The sequence below is a fragment of the Algibacter agarivorans genome (assembly GCF_039543245.1).
GTDB classification, from domain to species: domain Bacteria; phylum Bacteroidota; class Bacteroidia; order Flavobacteriales; family Flavobacteriaceae; genus Algibacter_G; species Algibacter_G agarivorans.
The window spans coordinates 1-18,070 of record NZ_BAABJJ010000026.1 but is presented as its reverse complement, the minus strand read 5'-3'; the positions used below and the strand labels follow the sequence as shown (position 1 = coordinate 18,070).

The following is an 18,070-nucleotide window of genomic DNA, read 5'->3' as shown; positions in this document are numbered from 1 at the left end:
TTCTTTAATGATAGTACTATACTAAAACATTCTCCAAATTAGAATCTATACAGAAAATACCAGATATTCGCGACTCGTTTACCATAATAATCATGTCTGCGGTAGACATATCAGCATCAGCACTAAATATATTAACATCAGCATTTCTATATTTTTTTACGTTGCTCAAAAGCCCCCCATCCTTAACACTAATGTTGGTTTTCTTAGGAAATCTAATCATCGTTTTAATATCCTCAATATCTGTTTTCGAGAATTTTGAATTCGGATTATCATCAACAATAATGGCGTCAATTTCGCCTTTCCAGTTCTTGCAAATTAGAAGCGATAAAAGTGTTGCTAAATCATTATTTCCAATATTAAAAGTTTCTTTCCAATTAGCTGGAACATTTGTTAACCAGAGATTTATGTTTTTTTCAATGGCTAAACTTGCTGTAGAGAACGGAATATACATAATCATTCCAAAATTATTCCTTTTAACATCAGCTATTAGTTTATCATAAAAATCCAGGTTAGCATTTCCAGTGTCAACACTTACAAAAATAATATTGGGCTTAAAAAAAGCAGCGTTAAGCGATTGCATACTAATATTGATAGTCGTATTGAGTTCTCTGTTTTCAACAAATGCATAAGAAACAGAAATACCACTTTCATTATATTTCTGCGAAGCATTTTTCAAAAACAACTCTATGTTTTTCTGTTCTTCTGGATTTTCATTAAACAACGATAGTATTTTAATAGACCCATTAGGATGAATAATGGAATGAATTAGTTTGTAAGAACTTCTAATTTCCTTCGGCATGGTCATTGGTATTAAAAGATCAGGACGCCATGATCTAACTTCCTTTTGAGGACTTAGATTACTGGATTTTTTTGTAGCCCATTCAGCAAGTGCCGTAAAAAGACCACTTCGGGAATCACCTGCCTCTGGTTTCAGTTTTAAATTAACCAAATAGAAGTAAAATAGAAAAATTAATATGAGCGATGTTAATGCAACAATAACATTAATAACAAACATGATGGCAATGGATCCAAAAGCACCCAAAGCAGGAACTATTAACGGTACTTTTAATGTAGGTCTATAACTTGGCAGGCTCAAGGATTGTTCCACAAGAACAACAATATTTACCATGGCATAGGTAATCATGAAAAACATAGTAAGAATGGGGGCTATTGTGTTTAAATCCCGTAATGAGATTCCTACAAACACAACAACAGCAGTTATTAGCATAGAATTGATAGGCTCACCCTTTTTTGATGTTTTTGCAAGCTCCTTACTTTTTGGCAAAATTTCCTTTTCGGCCAACGCAAGCATAATTCGCGGAGCACCAATAAAAGAGCCTAAAGCTGATGACAGTGTTGCACCCAATAAACCAGCAAGAACAATAGGACTATAAAGCGCTTTATCTATAAACAAATTATAGTTTGATGCCATTTCTGCAGGTGTTGCCAAAAGTGAAGCCACAAATATTAAACTAATGTAAATAAATGTTGTTAAAATTACTGCCGAAATTGTTCCTTTAGGGATACTTTTTCTTGGACTCGTGAGGTCGCCAGACATATTAGCACCAGCCATAACCCCAGTTACTGCTGGAAAAAAAACGGCAAAGACAACCCAAAAGGATGTTCCGCTAAAATTATTTTCTATAGACCCTGGATATTTACCAAACAACTGGAAATCGTAATTTAAATCGTTTACAAAAAGAGCTCCATAGATGGATATTAAAGACAAAACAATAATGCCAAGTATGACGTATTGAATTTTAAAAGCAAAACTTGTGCTTATAAATGCAATGGTCATTACCACTGAAAAAATAAGGATATCAAGTAATAAAGGATTAAAATATGGGAATATGGAGATTAATCCTTCCCTAAACCCAAAAACATACATGGCCACAGCCAAGGCTTGAGCTATATAAAACGGGATGCCAATAGCTCCTCCAATTTCCAAACCTAAAGATTTTGAGATGATGCTAAAAGCACCACCTGCACCAATGCGAACATTGGTAGTAATTGAAGATAAACTTAATGCTGTAGTTAATGTAATGGCAACTGAAATTAATAAAATGGCTAACGCACCAACAATACCAGCATTACCTACAACCCATGGTTGGCGAATGTACATGATTACACCAAGTATGGTTAAGGTAGTTGGTGTAAAAACCCCAGCAAGCGTTCCGAAAGTTTTCTTACTCATTTTTCAAACATTTTGTGCAATTATTGAATTCTAGTTGCTTGTTTCAGCTTACATATAGTGAAAGATATAGTTCGGCTTCAATACTGAAACAAGTTCAGAAAAGTGAACTTTACCGGTTGTTAAACGAAGTTCGGCATTTTTTCTCACAAAATCAATAAAAAAAACACCTCATTATCAACAGTTTAAATTTGTTAATAACTCCTATTAAATTATAAGTTCAGAATTCTAAATTCAGAATTGAATTTTTAACTTTGTTTTCAATTCAAAAAGCATCAATAAGATGCAGAACTAAATTTATCAAAATTGGAACACTTTGTAGTATCGGCTAGAAAATACAGACCACAAACGTTTAAAGACGTTGTAGGTCAACAAGCTATTACAAACACCTTATTGAATGCTATTGAAAACAATCACTTAGCACAAGCCTTATTGTTTACAGGCCCTCGTGGTGTTGGAAAAACAACATGCGCCCGTATTTTGGCTAAAATGATTAATAGCGATGGTTCTGAAACCGGCGATGAAGATTTTGCTTTTAACATCTTTGAACTCGATGCGGCTTCTAACAACTCTGTTGATGATATTAGAAGTTTAACGGATCAAGTTAGAATCCCACCACAAGTTGGAAAATACAAAGTGTATATTATTGATGAGGTGCACATGTTATCTCAAGCGGCTTTTAATGCGTTTTTAAAGACTTTAGAAGAGCCTCCAAAACATTGTATTTTTATTTTAGCAACTACCGAGAAGCATAAAATAATCCCAACTATATTATCGCGTTGTCAAATTTTTGATTTTAAGCGTATTACAGTAAAAGATGCTAAGTCATATTTGGTATATATAGCAGGAGAACAAGGTATAACTGCCGAAGATGATGCCTTACACATTATTGCTCAAAAAGCTGATGGTGCTATGCGTGATGCCCTTTCTATTTTTGATAGAGTGGTTAGTTTTTCTGGTAAAAACTTAACGAGACAGGCGGTTACAGAAAACCTGAATGTTCTTGATTACGAAACCTATTTTACAAGTACAGACCTTATTTTAGAAAATAAGATTCCAGAATTACTGCTTCAATTCAATAATACATTGTCTAAAGGCTTTGATGGCCACCATTATATTGCTGGTCTAGCATCACATTTTAGAGATTTGTTAGTCAGCAAAACACCAGAAACCATAGCACTATTAGAAGTTGGAGATCAGACCAAAACCAAATACTTAGAACAAGCCAAAAAGGCTTCGCAAGAATTCTTAATGCAGGGTATTAATTTAGCAAATGATTGCGACCTTAAATACAAAACCAGTAAAAACCAACGCCTACTCGTTGAATTATGTATCATGCAGCTTGCCTCTATCACTTTTGATGGAGAAAAAAAAAATAGCAAACATTACATAATTCCAGCATCTTACTTTAAAAAGAAAGGCATCACCCCTATTCCTGTTAAAGTTACAGAACAAAAAAATATTGGCACTTCTGTACATACTTCGTCCACAGTTAGTGGAATTAAAGTGGATAAACCTGAAACTTCAGTACCAAATTCAAAAATTGTAGAATCATTTCAAGTTAAAAAACCTGCAAAAATTATTTTAAAGCAGGAAACTAAACGCACATCTGGGCTTTCATTAAGTAGCATAAGGGCGAAAAAGGAACACCTAATTAAACAAATAGATGTTGTAATTGATGAAGAAAATTTACCAAAAGACACTTTTACAGAAAAAGAACTCTTAACCGTTTGGAATACTTTTATTGAGAAACTTCGGCAAGAGGGCAAACATAATTTAGCCTCTATTTTATCTATAGACACACCAAAAGTAAAAGACACTACGATTCATTTGGAGTTCCCTAATGCTACTAACAAAGTGGAAGTTGAACGCCAACAATATCCCCTTTTAGCATTTATTAGAAAGACTTTAAATAACTTTGATATTAGTTTATCTATTTCTGTAAACGAAATTATGGAAAAAAAATATGCCTATACAGCTCAAGATAAATTCGAAAAACTACTGGAGAAAAATCCCAATATGGACACTTTAAGAAGAACTTTTGATTTAGATTTCTAAAACCTTTTATATGAACAAGTTACTTATATTAATTTTAGCATCAACAATCGCATTAACAAGTTGTGACGGAAGAGATAGGGTATATAAAACCAATGCCGAAGTTTTACATGAAAGCCATCTTTTAAATGCGTTTAGTCAACAGATTAAATTTGTTCCTGAGCGATCTATCAAGATTGAAACAGACACCATTTTGAGTAACGGTTTTCAAGTTAAAATAAAGTACCATTCAGTTGAAAACAATTCCATTTTAAAAACTGTTAAAACTAAAAATGATACCATTACAAAAGTACATTACAAAAATTTTGAAGCTAAACTTGAAGTTTTAAAAAACGGTAAGACCATTAACAAAAGTAGTATTAGTAAAGTGCTCTTCAATGAATTTGAAAACACTTCGTTTTGGACAAATGCTATTATGCAATATATTTGGATAGATCATGAAGCTTCTACTAAAAATAAATTATACTTAAACACATCGTTCCATATTCCAAATACAGAATCGTATAAAGATTTTATTTTAAAAATGGATGAATACGGCAGCATTCAAATTAAAGAGAGCAATCTTTCTACAAAAATCATATAAACCATGCTAGGACTAAAACTTCCAACAGACCCGCGTTGGGTTAATATCGTTGAAAAAAATATAGAAGAAATATTGACAGACCATGCCTTTTGTGAGCAGAAAGCAACGAGTACTGCTATTTCACTAATTGTAAGTTTTCCTGAATACACGGACTTAGTTCAAGAAATGATCGCTTTAGTGAAAGAAGAAATTAGTCATTTTAAAATGGTACATGATAAAATTATTGCTCGTGGCTGGGTTTTAGGACGGGATAGACGTGATGATTATGTTATTCAACTTTTAAAATTCTTCCCAAAAGGCGGTAGCAGAACCACACAATTAGTACACAGATTATTATATGCCGCATTAATAGAAGCAAGAAGTTGTGAGCGTTTTAGATTGCTTTCTGAAGAGTTAGAAGATAAAGAATTAGCGGAGTTTTACAGAAACCTTATGGTAAGCGAAGCCAATCATTACACCATGTTTTTAGGATTTGCTAGACAATATGGAGAAAAAAAAGAAGTTGACACCAAATGGCAACAACTTCTTGAATATGAAAGTAAAATTATAAGTAATCTAGGAACAACAGAGGCCATTCACGGTTGAACCAATTTATGTATTGAAAATGTATTGCTTCTGAAAGCTTCATTGGCACATTCAGAATAAGTTAAAGCCCTTGCAAAATAGAAGATTTCTTAGTAAATTGAAGTAAATAAAAACCCCGAAAAAGGCTATTTAGAGCCAAAAACGGGGTTTTCTTGTTTCTACAATTATGAAATTACAAAGAATTAGTGAATTCCAGCACGAATTTTCATTTTTATCTGCTACTGAAAATTTTGATGCCTATTATGCCCGTTTTTTACAGAGCGACCTAGGGAAGATCTATACTGCTATTCCATGGGAATCTTTAGTTGCGACCTTTAAAGTTAAAGAAAAGGCACCTGGTTCAAAAATGCTATTTAGTCCAAAAGGAAGAATTGCTCTCATGTTTTTAAAGCATTATACGTGTTGTTCCGACAGGAAGTTGCTAGAACAGCTCAACAGTAATATTGACTATCAGTTTTTTTGTGATATCCATTTAGGTTTTTCTAGACTTACCAATTTTAAGATAGTGAGCCAAATACGCTGTGAACTGGCAGAAAAACTCCAGATTGACACCTTGGAAAAGGTGCTTTATAATCATTGGCAGTCCCATATAGAAAGTAAAAATCAAATTACAGTTGATGCTACCTGTTATGAGAGCGAGCTCCGTTATCCCACACCCCAAAAACTGCTATGGGAAGCTGTAGATTGGCTATACGGGCAATTAAGAAAAAACTGCAAGATTTTAGGTTTGAAAATGATGCGCACCAAGTATATAAAATGGAAGAAACGCTATCATGGATTTAGTAAAATGCGCAGAAAGACCAATAAAAAACGAAAGCCTCTTACAAGAGCATTATTGCACCTGTTGAACAAACTTATAGGTTTTGAAAAAGAACTCCGCAGCTCTTATAAAATTGAATTTAGTGTCGCTTATTTTAGACGGGTCGCTACTATCAAAAAAGTATATGGGCAGCAAAAACAATACTTTGAAACAGGCGTATCACCAAAAAACAGGATCGTGAGTATGGCCAAAGATTACCTTAGACCAATAGTGAGGGGAAAAGAAGTTAAACCTGTTGAGTTTGGAGCAAAAGTAAACAAGCTACAAATAGAGGGTATTAACTTTATAGAACATCTGAGTTTTAATGCTTTTAATGAAGGCACAAGATTAAAGAGCACCATTTACAAAGCGCAATCACTCACAAAAGTAAAAACGAAAATAGTAGGAGCTGATGCCATTTATGCCACCAATAAGAATCGCAATTTTGTAACTAAAAACAATATCAGAACCGACTTCAAACGCAAAGGAAAACTTCCTAAAAATTACGGGCAAGAAAAGAAACTTAAAGCGCTAATTACCAAAGAACGAGCTACTAGGCTTGAAGGTAGTTTTGGAAAAGAAAAAGAGCATTATCATCTTAAAAAGATAAAAGCCAAAACTAAAGCTACTGAAAAACTATGGATCTTTTTTGGTATACATACCGCCAATGCTTTGGAAATAGGTAGACGAATACAAAACAATCAAAACCAAATAGCAGCATAGATTTAGATGATTATAAACTTCATGGGATAAGTATGCCAGCTTCTTAGTGAAAAACCATTTTTTGACTCAAAAACTTGAAAAAAGAAAATCCAAAACTTAAAAATGAATTAAATCTTGGATTTTTTTATCGATTATTTTATAATGCCTTAAATTCTGAATGCGCCTTCATTAAGAAGTTCAAGCATAAAATGGATTAGAATTTATAACCAACCCCTAATTGAATATTTCTATTCTTTGCTGTAATGCCTAGTTTTTCATCAAAAATATTACTGATACCGTAGTTATACCTAACATCGGCAAACAATGCATAATTTATTCTATATTCAACTCCAGTCACTGCAGAATATGCTAAGTTCCTAATGCCATCTTCATATTTATGAACTTTCAACCCTATTTGTGGACCAATACCGGCATGGAATTTTTTACCAATTTTATATTTTAACAAAATAGGTAATTGAATATAGTCTAATTGTAGAGATTCTGCTTTAGCTCCTTCACCAGAAAACTGTAATTCTGGCATTACTGCTAAGGTTTTAGACAAACTAATGTTCATCAAGAAACCAATATACATACTGTTTCGGTGTTTGTTATCCATGGTAGGAGTACCATCAAAATCTATATGCGAAATCGTATAACCCCCTCTAACACCATATTTTACGTCTTGAGAAAATCCGTAAAATGATAAGTTAAGTAGTACCGTTAATAGTAATATTTTCTTCATAATTAATAGGTTTGGGATATAATTATTAGCAATTATATGGGACGAATATATATTATAAAATTAAAATTTTACAATTATAAAGGGTAAAATGCAGAATTTTACTGTGTATTGCTAGAAACCGTATCGTAATAGATACTTTTTATTATGCCGTCCGCCAATCCAATTTTTGGCACATAAATATTTTTAGAGCCGCTCCATTTCATGGCAGAAAGGTAAATACGCATGGCGGGAATAATAACATCTGCCCTATCTTGGTTTAAATCCAATTCTGTAATACGTTCTTCGTAAGAGTAACTCTGAAGCAAGTTATAATAGGATGTCATGTAAAAGTACGAAAGCGGTTTACCCATCGATTTTCCAGAAATTTTAAATATCTTATTAATGTTTCCTCCTGAACCTATAACCTCAATTTTATGAAAATGTTTGGCGTTGATCCCTATCCATTCCTGCAACTCTTGCCATGCCTCTTTTTTAACCATATCATTAAGCAATCTTACAGTACCTATTTTAAAAGACCTAGATGCTACTTGATTTCCTCGGTGTATAACGGTAAACTCTGTACTACCTCCACCAACATCAACATACAAATACGTTTTATTGGGGTCTATATATTTATTTAAATCGGTAGCGGCAATTATAGCGGCCTCCTCTTCACCTTCAATAACATCTATACTTATTCCTGAATGTTCTAAAACTAAATTAACGATTTGCTTACCATTAGCAGATTCTCGCATTGCTGATGTAGCACAAGCTTTATATTTAGCTACTTTATGCGATTTCATTAGTAATTGAAATGCCTGCATGGTGTCTAAAATACGCTGTGTGTTTTCTTTAGAAATTTTATTTTTTATAAACACATCGGCACCCAAACGAATGGGCACACGAACCAACGAATTTTTTTTAAATTGAACAGGTCTTCCTTTTTGTTCAATAATATTAGAAATTAATAATCTTACCGCATTGGAACCAATATCTATGGCTGCATATTTTTTTATTGATAGCATATACTAGTTTTCTAATTTTTTTAAATAATAATCATAAACAGCAAACTGAGAGCGTACTTTTTCTAGATTATTGCTTCTATATTCATTTTCTTGAGAATCGTTTAATACTCTAGCTTTAACATTATCGCTCCAACTGATGTTAAAAGTATCGATAATTTCTTTCTTAATAGCTTCATCATAAATTGGGCAACTAACTTCTACTCTATTAAAAATATTCCTCGTCATCCAATCTGCTGAAGATATATATAATTTCGAATCGCCATTATTACCAAAAATATAAATTCTTGAGTGCTCTAAAAATTTATCTACTACACTAATGACTTCAATATTTTCGCTCATGCCTTTTACACCAGGAATCAAGCAACAAATACCTCTTACAATCATTTGTACTTTTACTCCTGCTCTACTTGCTTCGTAAAGTTTATCAATCATAGTATAACTGGATATACTATTCATTTTCAACCTAATAAGTCCTTCCTCACCATTATTAACGCGTTCTATTTCTTTATCAATTAACTTAAAAACAGCTATTTGCGTGTAATGGGGTGATACAATTAAGTGCTTATAGGTGTAAATTTTATAATTGGTTTCAAAGAAGCTGAAAATTTTATTAATTTCTTTTAGTATTTTTTGATTAGAGGTAAACAACGTATAATCGGTATAGATTTTTGCTGTAGATTCATTAAAATTTCCTGTGCTTATAAAACCATAGCGCTTTAGTTTTTTATCCTCCTCACGCTCAATAACACACATTTTACTATGTACTTTAAGACCTGCAACACCAAAAACCAGATTGACACCTTGGTCTTCCATCTGCTCTGCATAATCAATATTGGCTTGTTCATCAAACCGAGCTCGAAGCTCTATAGAAACTGTAACTGATTTACCATTAATAGCCGCATTTATCAATGAACTTGCTATATGTGAAATTTCTGCAAGACGATAAATTGTGATTTTTATAGTCTTAACTTTTGGGTCTAGAGCAGCTTCTCTTAAAAATTTAACGACATAAGAAAAAGTCTGATATGGCGCATGAAGTAAATAATCTTTTTTAGCAATAGCTTTAAAAATACTGTCCTGCAAACTAAGTCCTTTTATTGGTAGAGCTTCTATCTTATCATACAAAAGATCCGTTCTGCCTAGACTTGGAAACCCCATATAATCTCTTCGGTTATGGTATCTACCACCAGGAATGATACTATCTGTGTCATCAATCCCCATTTTAGACATGAGGTATTCAAGGGTTTCTTTGTGTATGGTTTTATCATATACAAACCTGACCGGCTCCCCTACTTCTCTGTGTTTTACACTATCTGATATTTTATCAATAAAACTTTTACTTAAATCACTTTCAAAATCCAATTCACCATCTCTAGTTATTTTAATCATGTGTGCTGAAATACTCTTATAATCAAAAATATTAAAAATATCACTTAAACAATGGCGCAACAAATCATCAATCATTATTATAAAACTCTTGCCATTTTGTTTTGGCAATTCAACAAATCTATCAATAGATTTAGGTATCTCAATTAATGCAAACTGTTTATTATCCTCTGGCATTAGCATTCTCACTGCTAAATATGCGCCGCTATCTTTTAAATTAGGAAGTACTACAGCATCGTTAAGGATAATGGTAACTAACGCTGGGCTTACAGTTCTTATAAAGTAATTCCTTATAAAATCATGCTGTGCATCATCAATCTGCTTTTCATTAATAATATAAATATCCTGATCTTCTAGCCTTTTATGTATGGTTTCTAGAATTGCTAAACTCTCACTTTGTTGCTTAATAACAATTTGGGTGATTATCTCAAGTAATTCCTTGGCCTTAATGCCTCCAAGCTGATTTTTTCCATCTTTTCCTGCTTCTACAATGCGCTTTACCGTGGCATATCTTACTTTAAAAAATTCGTCTAAATTATTTGAAAAGATACCTAAAAAGCGTAATCTTTCTATTAAAGGAACAGTTTCATCGGCAGCTTCCTGTAAAACTCTTGCATTAAATTGTAACCAACTTATCTCTCTGTTTACATAATTATTCTTTGGGATTTCCGTCTTGGTCATTTAGATTTCTTTAAATTTTAATTGAAAAACAAATATATTCTATTTAAGCTAAATTATACTGCAAAAAAAAGATATGACATTGCTGATTTTTGAATTTATGAACTATGACTTTAAATCTCTAGGAAATAAAGTTTTAATGGTGCTACCGGATTTTAAGTTGTTCCAGCTTTTAATATCAAATGCTATAATAACAACACCGCATGTTGGTACATTATCAATATAACTATCTCCGTAAGTATTAACAAAAGCTGTAATAGCATGGTTATGACCAAAAACCATTAAATTATCGATTGAATCTTCACATCTCTTGACAACTTCAACAAGATTGCTTCCTGAAAAATCATATAAATCGTGGTTTAAACGAAAGATGTTTTTGTCAATATTTAAATTTGAAATAAAAATATTCGCTGTTGTTTTTGTTCGCATGGCATCGCTAGATATAACAAAATCAATATTTAAGCTGTTATCCTTAAAATGGCTTGAAACTAGATTTGCATCACTGTATCCCCTGTCATTTAGAGGTCTTTCATGGTCAGTTACATTATGCTCCCATGATGATTTGGCATGTCTAACTATAATTATTTTTTTCATAAATATCGATTAAACGCATTTTTTATCGATAAAAAGTTGTTTTATTCGATAAAAAGGATTTTATTTGCTCTATAAAAGTAATGGTAAATATTAAAAAGAACACAAAACTAGTGCATAATAAATATTTTAAGTCGATGAAACAAATTATAATACCGTTGAAAACTAGGTAAATATCATTTAGTCGAATTTATAAGCGTATTAACTCGTTTATTTGATTTAATAATCTCATATAACGTTTTTTGCTTTTACCTACTAAGAATAACCTACTAAATAAATAACAAGTATGACCCCAAATCAAAAATATATTAATCTATCCATTATTACATTCAAGTTAATAATATTTCCCTCTTTTTTAGTAAAAAACAAAGGTGTTATTGAATAACAAACATTTTAACTCCAAAAGATAAACCCTTGGTATTAAAACGTTTGTTATTAATCAACATTATAGATTCTATAAGTTATTATACATAATGATATGAGAAATAATTACAATTATATTTCTGCCATAAACATAACAAAAGCTATATTTTTAGTCTTTTTTATTGTTTTACCTAGTCTGTTGATTGCACAGCAGTCTCCATCTATACAAACTGGTGTAACGTTTCAGTGGTCCGATACACAAAGTAACACTAATGACCCAGCTACAATTGCTTCGGTTACCATCAATGGAGTTGTTTACAATACTTTTGTTGTTCCTTCCAGTTATGAAATGACAAGATTGGGACCAGATGGCCATAGCCAAAATACAATTTTAGAAAACGGAACAACTCTTGCAAATTCTAGTAATGTAGCCAATTGGAACACTTTTGCTCTATCGGCTTTTCAGGATAAAAATATTAATCATTATTTCACATCAAATCTAAATGGTCGAAATATTTGTTCAAATTTTAGTGCAGTAGCAACAACAGACGCTCAAAAACAAAGTATATTTTACAACCCTGCAATTCCATCAAATGATGGCGGGGTGTTAGCTGTTACTGAACGTAATGCAAATAACTGTTTTCATATTGCTATATATGGAACACCTCTAGCAGGTGGACCAGAACAACAATTAGGAGAAACATTTGTAAGACCTACTTCTACACAATGGGGTCCGAAATTTTTCCCGAATCAAGCACCAAATGCAAATTCTGACTATTGGAAAACAGAACGCGTTGTTGAAAATAATGGTACCATTGGCATAGCGTTATTTTATCTGAGTGATATTGTTCCAACAGGTTCAAAAATCTCGAGAATAGAATTTAATGCATCAACAACTGATCATGGTGATGGAAAGATATTTATATTACAAAAATATGCCGTAGACCAACAGAATACGGAATGTATTAATGGAACATATAATGGTAGCCTTAATGAAACCAATAACGTTCCTGCTAATTCAACTTACACATTAACCTCAGGTCCAACACCTGCAGGTCAATCATTTACATTTAACACGGACGGCACCTATACCTATGTACCTGCTACAAATTTTACTGGTGATGTAACATTTGATTATGAAGTATGCTTACCAGCTCCAAATACTGCTGTCTGTGATCAGGCCACAGTAACTTTATCATATGCTGATTTACCTCCTGAACCAGATTTCACAGTTGCTTGTGGATCTACTAATGATGATTTCACAATTACTGTTACGAGTCCTTTGGGTGCAGAATATGAATATTCTATAGATAATGGAAGTACATTTCAGGCGTCACCAAACTTTAATGCATTACCTGAAGGAAGCTATAATTTGGCTGTTACCAATATTTTTAACAGTTGTCTTAATTATAACTCTAGTAATCCAATAATTTTAGATAATTTAGAACTTACGGGAACTGTAACAGATGTGCCATGTAGAACAGATGTAACAGGAGCTATCGATATTACATTATCAGGCGGTAAAGCACCTTATGTTTATTCATGGAACAATGGTGATATAACTGAAGATTTAAATAATGTTATTGCCGGAAACTATAAGGTTACAATAACTGATTATAACGGTTGTACAATTACTCAAGATTATATTATCAATCAACCATCGCAGGAAATATCATCAACTAGAACTATAGATGATGTTTTGTGTAATGGAGATAATACGGGAGCTGTTTATTTATCTGTAAATGGCGGTACTGCTCCATATACCTATATATGGAATAATGGCTCAACATATCAAAATATTACAGGTTTAACTGCGGGTAATTATAGTGTAACCATAACTGATGTTAATGGATGTACTGCAACCAATTCTGCTACTGTTACCGAACCTGACGTCATTCCATGTCAAATTATTGTCGATGGTTGCCCTCCTGCAGTTGATACAGTATGTAGTGCTGAAGGTATTGGTACATCATTTTCATGGTTACCACCTCAATTTTCTTATCAATGTTGTACTTCTTCTCCCGGTGATGACCATTCCTTTAATGTGGAATTTAACTTACCTGAAAGTGGTAATGCCTGCTGGGAATACAGCGGTGTACAAAGAATTGGCAGCAATAATTTAAGATTATTTCAATCTAATGGTACTGATGTTAATTTTACTGCGCCTCTTTCTTATTTTGATACAACCTCAGGAGTAACTATAAATATGGAACTTATTGTCCCAAATGTCGCTTTCGATTGGACATTGGAGGTTCTTGATAATACCACAGTTGTTTTTTCAGATTCCGTTACTGGAATTTCATCAAATGGATTGCAAACCATTACAATTCCAAGTTCAATTCCAAGTGGAGCCTATAGATTAAGATTTAGTTTTGATGATAATGGTTCAAATTTAAATGCAAGTGATAAAATTGAAGTAGATCGAATTTACTACAATGCCGTATTATTAGATACAGCATGTTTGGATGGAGTTAATTTTGCTGTAACATCAAATTATAACCCCGGAGACTTATTTCCTGATGGTAACACAGGTGTTACTTACACTGCTACCTATACATACCCAGATGGTAGCACAGATGAATTAACTTGCGGTTTTGATGTTACTATTACCAATATTTCACTTGAAGAAGTGATTGCATCAAAGCAAGATATTGTATGTAATGGTGAATCTAATGGATCATTTACAATTGATCCAACTGGAGGAACTGAACCATATACATATAGTTTAGATAATATAGATTTCAGTAATACTACTGGTGTTTTCAATAATTTAAGTGCTGGTAATTATACAGTTTATGTAAATGATGATAATGATTGTTCAGACACTATTAATATCATTATTTCTCAACCAGATGAATTAGAGGTTTCTTTAGATAGTGCGACTAATGTTAATTGTTCAGGTGAAGCAACTGGAGCTATCGATATTAATGTTATTGGAGGCGTACAACCTTACACATACTCATGGAGTAATTCGGAAACTTCAGAAGATTTATCAAATCTTTTAGCAGGAACATATACTGTAACAGTTACTGATTCAAATAGTTGTACTATTTCAGATAGTTTTGAAGTTTTTACAGTAACCGATACTATCAAACCGACCATCACCTGTCCTGCAGATGTTGCAGTGGACGTGGATGCCGGTCTATGTACCGCTTCCGGCGTGGCACTGGGCACACCGACAACAGCCGATAACTGTAGCGTGGCCTCTGTGACAAACGATGCCGCTGAGCCATTCGCGCTGGGAGACACCACCGTGACCTGGACCGTGACCGATGGTTCCGGGAACACAGCAACCTGTACGCAAACAATAACAGTGACCGATACTATCAAACCGACCATTACCTGTCCTGCAGATGTTGCAGTCAATGTTGATGCCGGTCTATGTACCGCTTCTGGCGTGGCACTGGGCACACCGACAACAGCGGATAACTGTAGCGTGGCCTCTGTGACAAATGATGCCTCTGAGCCATTCGCTCTAGGTGATACGACCGTAACTTGGACCGTGACCGATGGCTCTGGGAACACAGCAACCTGTACGCAAACAATAACGGTGACCGATAACATTGACCCGACCATTACCTGTCCTGCAGATGTTGCAGTCAACGTGGATGCCGGTCTATGTACCGCTTCAGGTGTTGCACTGGGCACACCGACCACAGCGGATAACTGTTCGGTAGCTACGGTTACAAACGATGCTTCTGAGCCATTCGCTCTAGGTGATACGACCGTAACTTGGACCGTGACCGATGGCTCTGGGAACACAGCAACCTGTACACAAAAAATAACAGTGACCGATAACATTGACCCGACCATTACCTGTCCTGCGGATGTTGCAGTGGACGTGGATGCCGGTCTATGTACCGCTTCTGGCGTGGCACTGGGCACACCGACCACAGCTGATAACTGTTCGGTAGCTACGGTTACAAACGATGCTTCTGAGCCATTCGCGCTGGGAGACACCACCGTGACCTGGACCGTGACCGATGGTTCCGGGAACACAGCAACCTGTACGCAGATTGTAACAGTGACCGATACTATCAAACCGACCATTACCTGTCCTGCAGATGTGGCAGTGAACGTGGATGCCGGTCTATGTACCGCTTCCGGCGTGGCACTGGGCACACCGACAACAGCCGATAACTGTAGCGTGGCCTCTGTGACAAACGATGCCGCTGAGCCTTTTGCGCTGGGAGACACCACCGTGACCTGGACCGTGACCGATGGTTCCGGGAACACAGAAACCTGTACGCAGATTGTAACAGTGACCGATACTATCAAACCGACCATTACCTGTCCTGCAGATGTGGCCGTGAACGTGGATGCTGGAACTTGTGTCGCTTCAGGTGTAGCCCTGGGAACACCAACCACAGCGGATAACTGTAGCGTAGCCTCTGTGACCAACGATGCCTCTGAGCCATTCGCGCTAGGTGATACCACCGTAACTTGGACCGTGACCGATGGTTCCGGGAACACAGCAACCTGTACACAAAAAATAACAGTGACCGATAACATCAAACCGACCATCACCTGTCCTGCAGATGTTGCAGTGGACGTGGATGCCGGTCTATGTACCGCTTCCGGCGTGGCACTGGGCACACCGACAACAGCAGATAACTGTAGCGTGGCCTCTGTGACAAACGATGCCGCTGAGCCATTCGCTCTAGGAGATACGACCGTGACCTGGACCGTGACCGATGGTTCTGGGAACACAGAAACCTGTACACAAACAATAACAGTGACCGATAACATTGACCCGACCATTAACTGTCCTGCAGATGTGGCCGTGAACGTGGATGCCGGTCTATGTACCGCTTCAGGTGTAGCCCTGGGAACACCGACCACAGCGGATAACTGTAGCGTAGCCTCTGTGACCAACGATGCCTCTGAGCCATTCGCGCTAGGTGATACCACCGTAACTTGGACCGTGACCGATGGTTCCGGGAACACAGCAACCTGTACACAAACAATAACAGTGACCGATACTATCAAACCGACCATCACCTGTCCTGCAGATGTTGTAGTGAACGTGGATGCTGGAACTTGTGTCGCTACGGCTGTAGCCCTAGGAACACCGACCACAGCGGATAACTGTTCGGTAGCTACGGTTACCAACGATGCCTCTGAGCCATTCGCTCTAGGAGATACGACCGTAACTTGGACCGTGACCGATGGTTCCGGGAACACAGCAACCTGTACACAAAAAATAACGGTGACCGATACTATCAAACCGACCATCACCTGCCCTGCAGATGTTGCAGTGAACGTGGATGCCGGTCTATGTACCGCTTCTAGTGTGGCACTAGGAACACCGACCACAGCGGATAACTGTTCGGTAGCTACGGTTACCAACGATGCCGCTGAGCCATTCGCTCTAGGCGATACCACCGTGACCTGGACCGTGACCGATGGTTCCGGGAACACAGAAACCTGTACGCAAAAAATAACAGTGACCGATAACATCAAACCGACCATTACCTGTCCTGCAGATGTGGCCGTGAACGTGGATGCCGGTCTATGTACCGCTTCCGGCGTGGCACTGGGCACACCGACCACAGCGGATAACTGTTCGGTAGCTACGGTTACAAACGATGCTTCTGAGCCATTCGCTCTAGGTGATACGACCGTAACCTGGACCGTGACCGATGGTTCCGGGAACACAGCAACCTGTACGCAAACAATAACGGTGACCGATACTATCAAACCGACCATCACCTGTCCTGCAGATGTGGCCGTGAACGTGGATGCCGGTCTATGTACCGCTTCCGGCGTGGCACTGGGCACACCGACAACAGCCGATAACTGTAGCGTGGCCTCTGTGACAAATGATGCCTCTGAGCCATTCGCTCTAGGTGATACGACCGTAACTTGGACCGTGACCGATGGCTCTGGGAACACAGAAACCTGTACACAAACAATAACAGTGACCGATAACATCAAACCGACCATCACCTGTCCTGCAGATGTTGCAGTCAATGTTGATGCCGGTCTATGTACCGCTTCCGGCGTGGCACTGGGCACACCGACCACAGCAGATAACTGTAGCGTGGCCTCTGTGACAAATGATGCCTCTGAGCCATTCGCTCTAGGCGATACCACCGTGACCTGGACCGTGACCGATGGTTCCGGGAACACAGAAACCTGTACGCAAAAAATAACAGTGACCGATAACATCAAACCGACCATCACCTGTCCTGCAGATGTGGCAGTGAACGTGGATGCCGGTCTATGTACCGCTTCCGGCGTGGCACTGGGCACACCGACAACAGCAGATAACTGTAGCGTGGCCTCTGTGACAAACGATGCCGCTGAGCCTTTTGCGCTAGGAGATACGACCGTAACTTGGACCGTGACCGATGGTTCCGGGAACACAGCAACCTGTACACAAAAAATA

General features: G+C 36.6%; 10 protein-coding genes. 5 read left to right on the top strand and 5 right to left on the bottom strand.

Features of this window, described 5'->3' with window-relative positions; all coding sequences use genetic code 11:
- Nucleotides 1–16: 16 nt before the first annotated feature.
- Nucleotides 17–2,194, bottom strand: a complete 2,178-nt coding sequence (locus ABD935_RS08500; protein WP_345191443.1) for an amino acid permease — start codon at nucleotides 2,192–2,194, stop codon at nucleotides 17–19.
- Between the two features lie 303 nt (nucleotides 2,195–2,497).
- Here ABD935_RS08500 and dnaX point away from each other — a divergent pair, with 303 nt between their 5' ends.
- The 4 genes from dnaX to ABD935_RS08480 all read left to right on the top strand — a co-directional run bounded on the left by dnaX (nucleotide 2,498) and on the right by ABD935_RS08480 (nucleotide 6,936).
- A complete protein-coding gene (gene dnaX / locus ABD935_RS08495) occupies nucleotides 2,498–4,249 on the top strand; it encodes a DNA polymerase III subunit gamma/tau (RefSeq protein WP_345191441.1) in 1,752 nt (583 codons plus the stop codon).
- A gap of 10 nt (nucleotides 4,250–4,259) precedes the next feature.
- The gene (locus ABD935_RS08490; protein WP_345191440.1) at nucleotides 4,260–4,829 is read left to right on the top strand and encodes a DUF4738 domain-containing protein; all 570 of its coding nucleotides are present in this window, start codon (nucleotides 4,260–4,262) and stop codon (nucleotides 4,827–4,829) included.
- 3 nt (nucleotides 4,830–4,832) lie between these two features.
- Nucleotides 4,833–5,414, top strand: a complete 582-nt coding sequence (locus ABD935_RS08485) for a MiaE family protein (protein WP_345191439.1) — start codon at nucleotides 4,833–4,835, stop codon at nucleotides 5,412–5,414.
- 166 nt (nucleotides 5,415–5,580) lie between these two features.
- Complete coding sequence (locus ABD935_RS08480; protein WP_345191438.1) at nucleotides 5,581–6,936, top strand: transposase; 1,356 nt, start codon at nucleotides 5,581–5,583, stop codon at nucleotides 6,934–6,936.
- Between the two features lie 193 nt (nucleotides 6,937–7,129).
- On the opposite strand, the gene ABD935_RS08475 is transcribed toward ABD935_RS08480, so the two are convergent.
- From ABD935_RS08475 to ABD935_RS08460, 4 genes are all read right to left on the bottom strand, one after another.
- The gene (locus tag ABD935_RS08475) at nucleotides 7,130–7,657 is read right to left on the bottom strand and encodes a porin family protein (RefSeq protein ID WP_345191437.1); all 528 of its coding nucleotides are present in this window, start codon (nucleotides 7,655–7,657) and stop codon (nucleotides 7,130–7,132) included.
- A 98-nt stretch (nucleotides 7,658–7,755) separates the two neighbouring features.
- Entirely contained in the window at nucleotides 7,756–8,661 is a 906-nt protein-coding gene (locus ABD935_RS08470; protein WP_345191435.1) for a Ppx/GppA phosphatase family protein, read from the bottom strand.
- A gap of 3 nt (nucleotides 8,662–8,664) precedes the next feature.
- Entirely contained in the window at nucleotides 8,665–10,728 is a 2,064-nt protein-coding gene (ppk1, locus tag ABD935_RS08465; protein WP_345191434.1) for a polyphosphate kinase 1, read from the bottom strand.
- Nucleotides 10,729–10,830: 102 nt separating this feature from the next.
- Nucleotides 10,831–11,319: a SixA phosphatase family protein gene (locus tag ABD935_RS08460; RefSeq protein WP_345191432.1), complete on the bottom strand. Its 489-nt coding sequence runs from the start codon at nucleotides 11,317–11,319 to the stop codon at nucleotides 10,831–10,833.
- A gap of 475 nt (nucleotides 11,320–11,794) precedes the next feature.
- On the opposite strand from ABD935_RS08460, the gene ABD935_RS08455 reads away from it, so the two are divergent.
- Nucleotides 11,795–18,070: HYR domain-containing protein (locus ABD935_RS08455; protein WP_345191431.1), on the top strand; the 6,276-nt coding region annotated here is incomplete at its 3' end.

Coding starts and splice junctions, on each gene's coding strand:
- ABD935_RS08500 (WP_345191443.1), bottom strand. CDS start 2,194: ATGAGTAAGAAAACTTTCGGAACGCTTGCTGGGGTTTTTACACCAACT.
- ABD935_RS08490 (WP_345191440.1), top strand. CDS start 4,260: ATGAACAAGTTACTTATATTAATTTTAGCATCAACAATCGCATTAACA.
- ABD935_RS08485 (WP_345191439.1), top strand. CDS start 4,833: ATGCTAGGACTAAAACTTCCAACAGACCCGCGTTGGGTTAATATCGTT.
- ABD935_RS08480 (WP_345191438.1), top strand. CDS start 5,581: ATGAAATTACAAAGAATTAGTGAATTCCAGCACGAATTTTCATTTTTA.
- ABD935_RS08475 (WP_345191437.1), bottom strand. CDS start 7,657: ATGAAGAAAATATTACTATTAACGGTACTACTTAACTTATCATTTTAC.
- ABD935_RS08470 (WP_345191435.1), bottom strand. CDS start 8,661: ATGCTATCAATAAAAAAATATGCAGCCATAGATATTGGTTCCAATGCG.
- ppk1 (WP_345191434.1), bottom strand. CDS start 10,728: ATGACCAAGACGGAAATCCCAAAGAATAATTATGTAAACAGAGAGATA.
- ABD935_RS08460 (WP_345191432.1), bottom strand. CDS start 11,319: ATGAAAAAAATAATTATAGTTAGACATGCCAAATCATCATGGGAGCAT.